The organism is Limosilactobacillus reuteri subsp. porcinus (genome assembly GCF_036621895.1).
In the GTDB taxonomy this organism is placed as follows: Bacteria; Bacillota; Bacilli; order Lactobacillales; family Lactobacillaceae; genus Limosilactobacillus; species Limosilactobacillus reuteri_J.
In genome coordinates, this window is the sequence record NZ_LN887491.1 from 1 (window position 1) to 9,467 (window position 9,467).

Here is a 9,467-nt window from a genome sequence, read left to right on the forward strand (position 1 = left end):
CTTCCTGCTTAATTTACGTCATTAAATTCGTTCAAGTTATTTCTTGCAATCTGCCAATTAATTAGACTTGAACAGATTAAAATAGTGTTCATGTTCACTTATTAAAAGTAGTATGTATTATTCTAGGTACTTAAAAGAACTAGGTTAGGCTTAATCTTGTTTAATTTCTCTTTATTCAATAACTAATTATGGTAATTCTAGCTAAATTTAGTCTTAATTAAGTACCACTTTCTGTTAGAATCTTAAAAGCTAAAAAATGCTGACATCCCTTGTAAGAGTAAGAGTTAAGAGCTATATTCTAATATACTTTTTCAACAATTATTACATTAGACTTCGGGCTTCCAGTAAAGGTATAATTGAGTTTGAAAGAGGTGGTTTTAATGGCTGAACTTAAAGACCTAACAAACCATGACAGTGTTAGAGACCAGATTGGACAGTATCATAATTTAATCAGTCTTACAGCAGACAGCCTACAAGACTTAAAAGCTAGGATTAAAGATCTGGATAATGGCAACTATAACAGGGAATTAAATGCTATTAACCAAGCTCAACAGCATTTGTATGAAGCACTCAAAGACCTAGAAATAGATTAGAGGTTACAGTTTTGTAGCCTTTTTATTTTACTTTAATTGGTTCAAATTCTGTACAGATATTGACCTAGGTAGTAAACCGTGTTTTAATAAGGGTGTAGAGTAGTTCAGAAAGTTGGACCAGAAAGTTAGAGGGTAATTATTATGAAGTTTGGCTATGCACGGGTTAGTGGCTTATCGCAAGACTTGGAACAACAGAAGCAACAGTTAAAGGACCATGACGTTCCAGAAGAGAATATCTATGCCGAAAAGTTTACGGGAACTACGGAAGACCGTCCAGAGTGGCAGAAGCTGTATAAGCAACTTCGCAAGGGTGACGAAGTTGTCTTTACTAAAGTTGATCGTATTGGTCGTTCAGTTAAGGTTGCAATTGATATCGTTAATGACCTGCTTGATAAAGGTGTTAAGGTTTACATTATCCAGTTAAATAACTATGTCAACCGGTCTGATTTTATGGGTAAAATGTCTTTTAACTTCCTAACCATAATGGCAGAGTTTGAACATGATATGATTGTGGACCGTCTAGCCCAAGGTAAGGCCTACGCCAAAGCTCACAATCCTAATTACCACGAGGGACGGCCTAAACGTACGATTACCAACCGTTATAAAGCCGTCTATGAGTACAGCCTGGACCACTCAATTCGGGAAACAGCCTTAGCCACTGGTGTTAGTGAGAGTACCGTTAAACGTATCAAACGGCAGATTAGGCAAGAGGGGCTGAATAATAACTAAATAGGGCCCTAGCAAGCCACGAGAGCCTGTTAGAGCCTTTTTAATATGTTCTACTATAAAATCTATGTTTATCTTTCAAGTTAGCGCTATTATGCTTATAATAAACAACAGATACAATTCAATAAAAAAAAGGGTAAAAAGAAAAAGCTCTATCAATCTTCGGAAATTTGGCGATAGAAGAAGATTGACAAGCCATTCTAATAACTTTCCTTACGTTCTCAATTATAACTTATGAGACTAAATATTCAACATTCTTGTGGTATATTTTAGTCTTAATTAATATAGAGCTGAAAGCTATTAGCTCCTTTTTGCCCGTACGACAGGCAGAAAGGGGCTTTTTTAATGCTAAAGTCATTCGATGAAACTACTAAAAGTTTAAGCTATGTTCACTCTTACCAGCAATCTGAACTAGATTTTTTCAAAAATGAGGTTTCAAGGCTGGGGCTGGCAATTGCTGACACCCGCTGTACGCTAACCCTCAACGGGACACAGGGTGTGGGGGGTGTCCTAAAGATTACTAACCACAACTATCAACCGAAGTCTGCTATCACTGGTAAACGTGGTTCTTATGTTAAGCACAATAAGCATGATAGACAGTATCTGCTGGCCAAAAGACGGCGGGTTAAACGTGACTTTGAACTGTTTAGTGCTGAAAGTAACGATAGAGTAATGGCTGGCGTCCTACATTTTAATAGCCTTAATCAGTTGCCACAAACGCCACACGTGGCCTTAAAAAGAGTTAAAGCATGGTTAAGTAGTAGTGATAACAAGTACATTGACAATGCTAAGTTCTGTGCTTGGGCGGAATATGGCGATACTGGTATGCACGTTCACTTTCTTGCTTGTCTGAAAGCTGGAATGCGGTTTGAAACCAACAGTCACCACTCCCAATTGGTAAAGGCCATTCAGTCAAGTTGGTCATACGGCTATGCTGAAATAACCCCACAACCGTACCAGTTAGAACGATTAGCTAACTATTGGGTCGCTATCCCAGATAAGGGCGATACAACGCCGTACGGGCCTGTCAGAGAGGCTCAACTGGTAGCTCTTAGAGATAGTCTAGCCCATGAAATAGAGCAACGGAAGAAGCTACCACAAACCCCACAGAATAAGGGAAAGATAGCTGACTTAGTGGACCGTAAGAAAGCTGTCCAGAAGCAGATAAAGCAAGAGAGAGCTAAGAACTATCCTAATTCCAATCTTGATAACCCCTATTACAGTAACTTGTCTGGATTTAAGACAACTACCCTAAGCGTTACTACTGACCAAGCTAAAGCCTTAGCTAGACTAGGTTATTTCATTCACGGGAAACTTAGTGCTAAAGCCATTTCTAGTGTTAATGAAACCACCGGTGAGATTGGTAACGGTCCAGTCCTAGCCACTGTCAGTTTTGCTCTAAAGCTATCACCAGAAGAAGTCCAACAGGTGTTAAGACTTAAAACAGATTTTGAACTAAATAAGGCATCAAATCATAAGTCTTAATTATCCATAATTCTATATCTATTATAAGCCTAGTGTCTGGATTCTTTCTATCGATTGGTAGTGGGCTTATTTCTGCTTGCCATTTTCAATACTTATTTGAGTACACAATTACCCTTAAACCCCACCAAAGTAATGCGATAGCATCATCATCACAGTTAGCCTGTTTGTGGCAAACTGTAAACATATGTTTGGTAGCATATCGTGACAGTCATTGATTAACTTAATCAACTAACAATACCGATATTATTAGCTCATCAAGATAATCAATGCAGACAGTTTAAACGCACTCCGCCCTTGTCCTTGCTTGCTTTAGGGTTGTTTATGGGTTTTCTCTACTTTCAAAGAGAATCTTCCGTGAGGACCCGAAGAACTCACATAACAAGCAAGGTTGTCCGTAGCATTTCCGAAGCTTCCAGCCACTCTTTTAGTATCATGTGGTAAATACTGGGATTGGCATTCCCATGTTGTTAACTACAATTCCTACACGTCCAAGGAATCACGAGCGATTTCGAGATGCGACTACGATGCAGAGCTACTGCTGACGAGTTTGACGGGTGCGGCCCAAAAGAAAAAGCCAACTAGCGATTAACTAGTCGGCTTTCGTACTTTTTAGGGTTTGATTTCAGTGATAGTTTTGTAGTGTTATATCTTGAAATGTTAGCCTATATCCTTTACAATAAATGTATTAAAGAAATAGACAACCCCGATTGGCTAATGCGACTAGCTTTAATCGGTAGCTCGTTGAAGTATTGGCGTACTTCAGCGGGCTTTTTCTTTTACTCTTAAATTATTTTATTAACATAGTTATCATCACACATATTGGCGATTAATACAATAGTTTTTAAAATACGTATATATGTATATATACATATATATTTATATACATATATATGGTTGAAGAGTTTATTGATAAAAGGTATGATAATACTGAGATCAAGAGTTAGGAGGATCTAAAATGGATACTTGTGTAATGTCTTTTTGCAATCAAAAGGGTGGAGTCGGCAAAAGTTCCACTACCGCATTAGTCAGTTATAACCTCGCTAAAATGGGATACAAATGTTTAACAATTGATTTTGACCCTCAAGCCAATTTAACTTCGCTTTTTATTAAAACAAAGTCCACACAAAATTCTGGTGTTATTTCAATTAAGACCTCATTAATGACAGCAATTAAAAATAATATTAACTTCTCAAAAATAACTATTCCAATTATTGATAATCTTGATTTGATTCCTAACGCTTCAGATTTCTTTCTTTACTCACGTTTCCTTGAAAGTATGTTTAATAATGAAATAGATAGAGTCCAGTATTTAGCTAATAAAATAAGCACTGACTTACAAAATAAATATGACTTTATTTTTATCGATGTTCCACCAACGTTTGGATTGGCTAATGACTCAGCCTTCTACGCTTGTAATCAACTAATTATTGTTTTACAAACTCAAGAACGTGCTCTTGATGGTGCCAAAGTTTTAGTCAACTATCTCCAATCAAACCTAATTGACGATTTTCATTCAAATGTTGATATTCTTGGTATCCTCCCTGTACTCTCTAAGAGAAACGCACAAGTTGATACCGAAATCTTAAATTCTGCTATTCAAGAATTTGGACAAGAAAATATTTTCAGCAACCATATTATGACCATGGAGCGTGTCAAAAGAATGGATATGACTGGAATTACCGATGGTAAAAACGATATTTGGGATAAGAGAACTCATCAAGCATACATAAACGTTGCTAAAGAAATCCTCGAACGACTAGGAGTAAAAGCATAATGTCACTACTTCAACATAATAGAAAATTATCAGACAAAGTTAGCATACAAGCAAAGAATCAAGTTACTCGTGATGAAATCGTACCCCAGACTCAATCAGTAACATTCATACGCAATTTACGAGTCGATAATCATATTACCAATCAAGTTGCTGCATTAATTGATCTAGGTATAGCAGAGAATACCAAGCAATTAATTAACGACATGGTACAATCTCGTATTAATCAACTAAACAAAGAAGACCAAAATAGATTACAAAAGATAATACAAGCATTAGAAATGAAAGACTTTTATACAGTCCAAAGTAAAGTAAAAAAGTAATACACATTTCTACACAAATTAACTTATTAAATTAAAAACGCCTGCCGCACGCGACAGACGCTGGTTTATTCTGCTGAAATGCTAAAGTAAATGCTTCAACAGCTTAATAATAAGCTTAATCAGTTTTTTCAGTTGCTTCTTTGAGAGCGGCAACAATACAAACACAAGAATGCAATAATGCATTGGGAAGAACCTCCTTCCCGCACAATTGAGTGTGTGATTAAGACACTCTGATGTGCCTCATTATTGTATCATATGCTTATTTCAGTTATAATGGATTTACAAACACAAGAATGCTGGTGTGCAAATTGGATCAGCTGATTACTTATCCGAGCCGGCGGGGCATCTGAAAAGATGCTCTTTTTTATTTTAAATTTATCAAATTAAAAAGCCCTTTAGCTTATTTTGGCTAAAGAGCTTTTGTATTTATTACACCATTTTTTAGCAAAGTAACCATATAACCTAGGGTGAATATGAGTACTTTAGTTAACTATTACTTTTCGTCCTATTGACCCGGGCGTGGGGTACCTTGAATAAAAGGTGATAGTTATTAAATACGCCTTGAACATATTTCAAAAGTGTATTTTTTCTTAATACAACTTTAGCACCTTAGCTTTACAGATTTATCCACTTATCAGAGCTATTACCATTGCCTGCTGGATCATCAGTAAATCTCAAGACCAATTGCAATCCGTTAGTAGAAGCAGTTGGCAAATCAAAACTGGTGTTAAATCCACTGTATTGACTACGATAAATCTGCGGGTAAACCTTAGCAACATCAGCACGCTCACTAAGATTTAAACGCTGGCGGCCAATTTCATGACCGTTTTGTAATAAGATCGCATAAGCATATGGTCTGGTCATTGCATTGTCATTAGCTACCCACCCCTGGACAGTCATATGACGACGGTTGAGTGCCACATGATCAATAGAGTAAGCCGACTGTTGGAAAGTACCCATATTTAACCATGAATCGGTGTGTGCACCATCGTTACCATTACCATTAGCATCTGCTGAATATCGGCTAACTAATGAGTAATTGTGTCCTGGAATCAAATGTAGTGAGTTGAATGTGTAGTTAAACCGTGAGTGGTCTGCAGTCTGAATATCACCAAAGACATTCTTAACATCCTGAGATGATAGCAGATCTACCTTTTCAGAAGCAACCTGTTGTCCAGTAGTATTATCAAACACGATCAAATAATGATTAGGTTCAAGCTGTGAAAGATCTGTAGCATGCCATCCGGCAACCCTTACTTGACCATTACTTAGTGTAACAGAATCAAGGTTGGCTCGGTTCGTCCGATTCATTGGCTTAAACCAATAATCTACAGCATTCCCATTTCCGGCAGCATCGTCCGTCCAACGGGAAATAAACTGAATATTATCATTAAAGAACTGTGGAGTTAGGTTAAATTTAACACTGAATCCGGAGTTTACAGCATTAGCAACGGTGCTATAAGCTTTAGCAACATCAGGGCGACTAACGGCCGTTACCTTTTGCCGTGCAATTTCATGACCAAGGTTCCGGTCCCAGGCAATAATGTAATGGTAAGGACGACCAGCAGCTTGGTTGGTAGCATGCCAACCAGTTACGGTTAAAGTATTGCCATTGGAGCTTAACCCATCAAGATAAGCTTGATTACCTTCATTAATGCTCATGTACGGTAAAGAAGCAAGCAACCGAAAACAATAGATAGACCGCCAGCACTACACTATTCCGAACCAAAGACCAAAAGATAAGCATTTTGAGAAAATCTAAACTTTTGGATTTTCCTACAATGCCGACTACGGCGGAATCCCTCCCACTCCTTATATATTTCTTTCTGTATACATTGAATTTGTATTTAGTAAAATGCAGACAACACCACGGATCGGCTTTTGGCTGGACAATTCCAACCAAACACCGCAGCAGACAGTAGAAACCATTCTGAACGTTAGGAAGCCGGTATGATTGTTACATATAAGGGGAAGAAAAATTTCTTTTAGATACTTGTTTTCCTAAAACTGATGTGATATAATAATTCAATTCCAGAAAAGGAGTAAAAAATATGCGGCAAGTTATTCTTAAATAAAACTATAATCAAATAGTGGGAACAAAGGATTATGATAGTCCCTTTTGTAGGGGCTTAGTTTTTTGTACCCAATTTAAGAATACTTTTGCCTTATCAATTTTGACATATCCCCAAAAACAGCACTCACAAACAGGTGTATGCTGTATATGTGTATGTCCGCAAATTATCATCCCCAGTGGTAAAAGTATTTTACTGCTGGGGATTTTTATGCCCTTCGGGGCAGTAAAGGGAGGACAATCACATGAAAATAATCAATATTGGAATTCTTGCCCATGTAGACGCTGGAAAGACGACCTTGACGGAGAGCCTGCTATATGCCAGCGGAGCCATTTCAGAACCGGGGAGCGTCGAAAAAGGGACAACGAGGACGGACACCATGTTTTTGGAGCGGCAGCGTGGGATTACCATTCAAGCGGCAGTCACTTCCTTCCAGTGGCACAGATGTAAAGTCAACATTGTGGATACGCCCGGCCACATGGATTTTTTGGCGGAGGTGTACCGCTCTTTGGCTGTTTTAGATGGGGCCATCTTGGTGATCTCCGCTAAAGATGGCGTGCAGGCCCAGACCCGTATTCTGTTCCATGCCCTGCGGAAAATGAACATTCCCACCGTTATCTTTATCAACAAGATCGACCAGGCTGGCGTTGATTTGCAGAGCGTGGTTCAGTCTGTTCGGGATAAGCTCTCCGCCGATATTATCATCAAGCAGACGGTGTCGCTGTCCCCGGAAATAGTCCTGGAGGAAAATACCGACATAGAAGCATGGGATGCGGTCATCGAAAATAACGATAAATTATTGGAAAAGTATATCGCAGGAGAACCAATCAGCCGGGAAAAACTTGTGCGGGAGGAACAGCGGCGGGTTCAAGACGCCTCCCTGTTCCCGGTCTATTATGGCAGCGCCAAAAAGGGCCTTGGCATTCAACCGTTGATGGATGCGGTGACAGGGCTGTTCCAACCGATTGGGGAACAGGGGAGCGCCGCCCTATGCGGCAGCGTTTTCAAGGTGGAGTATACAGATTGCGGCCAGCGGCGTGTCTATCTACGGCTATACAGCGGAACGCTGCGCCTGCGGGATACGGTGGCCCTGGCCGGGAGAGAAAAGCTGAAAATCACAGAGATGCGTATTCCATCCAAAGGGGAAATTGTTCGGACAGACACCGCTTATCCGGGTGAAATTGTTATCCTTCCCAGCGACAGCGTGAGGTTAAACGATGTATTAGGGGACCCAACCCGGCTCCCTCGTAAAAGGTGGCGTGAGGACCCCCTCCCCATGCTGCGGACGTCGATTGCGCCGAAAACGGCAGCGCAAAGAGAACGGCTGCTGGACGCTCTTACGCAACTTGCGGATACTGACCCGCTTTTGCGCTGCGAGGTGGATTCCATCACCCATGAGATCATTCTTTCTTTTTTGGGCCGGGTGCAGTTGGAGGTTGTTTCCGCTTTGCTGTCGGAAAAATACAAGCTTGAAACAGTGGTAAAGGAACCCACCGTCATTTATATGGAGCGGCCGCTCAAAGCAGCCAGCCACACCATCCATATCGAGGTGCCGCCCAACCCGTTTTGGGCATCCATCGGACTGTCTGTTACACCACTCCCGCTTGGCTCCGGTGTACAATACGAGAGCCGGGTTTCGCTGGGATACTTGAACCAGAGTTTTCAAAACGCTGTCAGGGATGGTATCCGTTACGGGCTGGAGCAGGGCTTGTTCGGCTGGAACGTAACGGACTGTAAGATTTGCTTTGAATACGGGCTTTATTACAGTCCGGTCAGCACGCCGGCGGACTTCCGCTCATTGGCCCCGATTGTATTGGAACAGGCATTGAAGGAATCAGGGACGCAACTGCTGGAACCTTATCTCTCCTTCACCCTCTATGCGCCCCGGGAATATCTTTCCAGGGCTTATCATGATGCACCGAAATACTGTGCCACCATCGAAACGGTCCAGGTAAAAAAGGATGAAGTTGTCTTTACTGGCGAGATTCCCGCCCGCTGTATACAGGCATACCGTACTGATCTGGCCTTTTACACCAACGGGCAGAGCGTATGCCTTACAGAACTGAAAGGGTATCAGGCCGCTGTCGGCAAGCCAGTCATCCAGCCCCGCCGTCCAAACAGCCGCCTGGACAAGGTGCGCTATATGTTTCAGAAGATAATGTAACGTCTTGCGCAATGCAAGCGTTCATTGCTGGCTATTGCGAAATATCATTGATAAAATCAGTATCAGAGAGGAGAAACTATTTTGAACCAGGAACAGACGAATATTACAACAGGAAAGCAAATACGTCATCTGCGAACACAATTGGGAATGACACAGGAAGAACTAGCCGGGGAATTGAATGTTACCCGGCAGGCACTATCGAATTGGGAGAGAGATGTTAATGAACCCGATTTAAATATGTGGCAGATTGTAAAATTTAAGTTGAACATTTAAGTGGACAGAAAAACCCATCAAGGTCTTTAATGGTGTTACCTCAACATTCCATTAGAAAGA

General features: G+C 40.6%; 8 protein-coding genes. 7 read left to right on the forward strand and 1 reads right to left on the reverse strand.

The window, feature by feature from the left end; translation table 11 throughout:
• Positions 1–380: 380 nt before the first annotated feature.
• The 5 genes from AACL61_RS09145 (at position 381) to AACL61_RS09165 (ending at position 4,898) form a co-directional block, all read left to right on the forward strand.
• Positions 381–593 carry a hypothetical protein gene (locus tag AACL61_RS09145; protein ID WP_339111278.1) on the forward strand — a complete coding sequence of 71 codons (213 nt, stop codon included), beginning with the start codon at positions 381–383 and terminating at the stop codon, positions 591–593.
• A gap of 141 nt (positions 594–734) precedes the next feature.
• Complete coding sequence (locus tag AACL61_RS09150) at positions 735–1,322, forward strand: recombinase family protein (RefSeq protein WP_339111279.1); 588 nt, start codon at positions 735–737, stop codon at positions 1,320–1,322.
• 342 nt (positions 1,323–1,664) lie between these two features.
• The gene (locus AACL61_RS09155; RefSeq protein ID WP_339111280.1) at positions 1,665–2,804 is read left to right on the forward strand and encodes a hypothetical protein; all 1,140 of its coding nucleotides are present in this window, start codon (positions 1,665–1,667) and stop codon (positions 2,802–2,804) included.
• A 955-nt stretch (positions 2,805–3,759) separates the two neighbouring features.
• Positions 3,760–4,578, forward strand: coding sequence for a ParA family protein (locus AACL61_RS09160; protein ID WP_016497316.1), 819 nt, complete (start codon positions 3,760–3,762; stop codon positions 4,576–4,578).
• Positions 4,578–4,898 carry a DUF5388 domain-containing protein gene (locus tag AACL61_RS09165; protein ID WP_016497317.1) on the forward strand — a complete coding sequence of 107 codons (321 nt, stop codon included), beginning with the start codon at positions 4,578–4,580 and terminating at the stop codon, positions 4,896–4,898. The genes AACL61_RS09160 and AACL61_RS09165 overlap by 1 nt, the downstream gene beginning before the upstream one ends.
• Before the next feature lie 615 nt (positions 4,899–5,513).
• Here the strand turns inward: AACL61_RS09165 and AACL61_RS09170 are convergent.
• The gene (locus AACL61_RS09170; RefSeq protein ID WP_016497318.1) at positions 5,514–6,560 is read right to left on the reverse strand and encodes a hypothetical protein; all 1,047 of its coding nucleotides are present in this window, start codon (positions 6,558–6,560) and stop codon (positions 5,514–5,516) included.
• 654 nt (positions 6,561–7,214) lie between these two features.
• Between AACL61_RS09170 and tet(W) the strand changes: the two genes are divergently transcribed.
• Positions 7,215–9,134, forward strand: a complete 1,920-nt coding sequence (gene tet(W), locus AACL61_RS09175) for a tetracycline resistance ribosomal protection protein Tet(W) (RefSeq protein ID WP_000691721.1) — start codon at positions 7,215–7,217, stop codon at positions 9,132–9,134.
• Positions 9,135–9,215: 81 nt separating this feature from the next.
• Positions 9,216–9,407 (forward strand): helix-turn-helix domain-containing protein, encoded by a 192-nt coding sequence (locus AACL61_RS09180; RefSeq protein ID WP_086118049.1) that lies wholly within the window; start codon positions 9,216–9,218, stop codon positions 9,405–9,407.
• Positions 9,408–9,467: the final 60 nt, after the last annotated feature.

Excerpts from the sequence above, each read along its gene's own strand:
- AACL61_RS09145 (WP_339111278.1), top strand. The coding sequence starts at position 381 with ATGGCTGAACTTAAAGACCTAACAAACCATGACAGTGTTAGAGACCAG.
- AACL61_RS09150 (WP_339111279.1), top strand. The coding sequence starts at position 735 with ATGAAGTTTGGCTATGCACGGGTTAGTGGCTTATCGCAAGACTTGGAA.
- AACL61_RS09155 (WP_339111280.1), top strand. The coding sequence starts at position 1,665 with ATGCTAAAGTCATTCGATGAAACTACTAAAAGTTTAAGCTATGTTCAC.
- AACL61_RS09160 (WP_016497316.1), top strand. The coding sequence starts at position 3,760 with ATGGATACTTGTGTAATGTCTTTTTGCAATCAAAAGGGTGGAGTCGGC.
- AACL61_RS09165 (WP_016497317.1), top strand. The coding sequence starts at position 4,578 with ATGTCACTACTTCAACATAATAGAAAATTATCAGACAAAGTTAGCATA.
- AACL61_RS09170 (WP_016497318.1), bottom strand. The coding sequence starts at position 6,560 with ATGAGCATTAATGAAGGTAATCAAGCTTATCTTGATGGGTTAAGCTCC.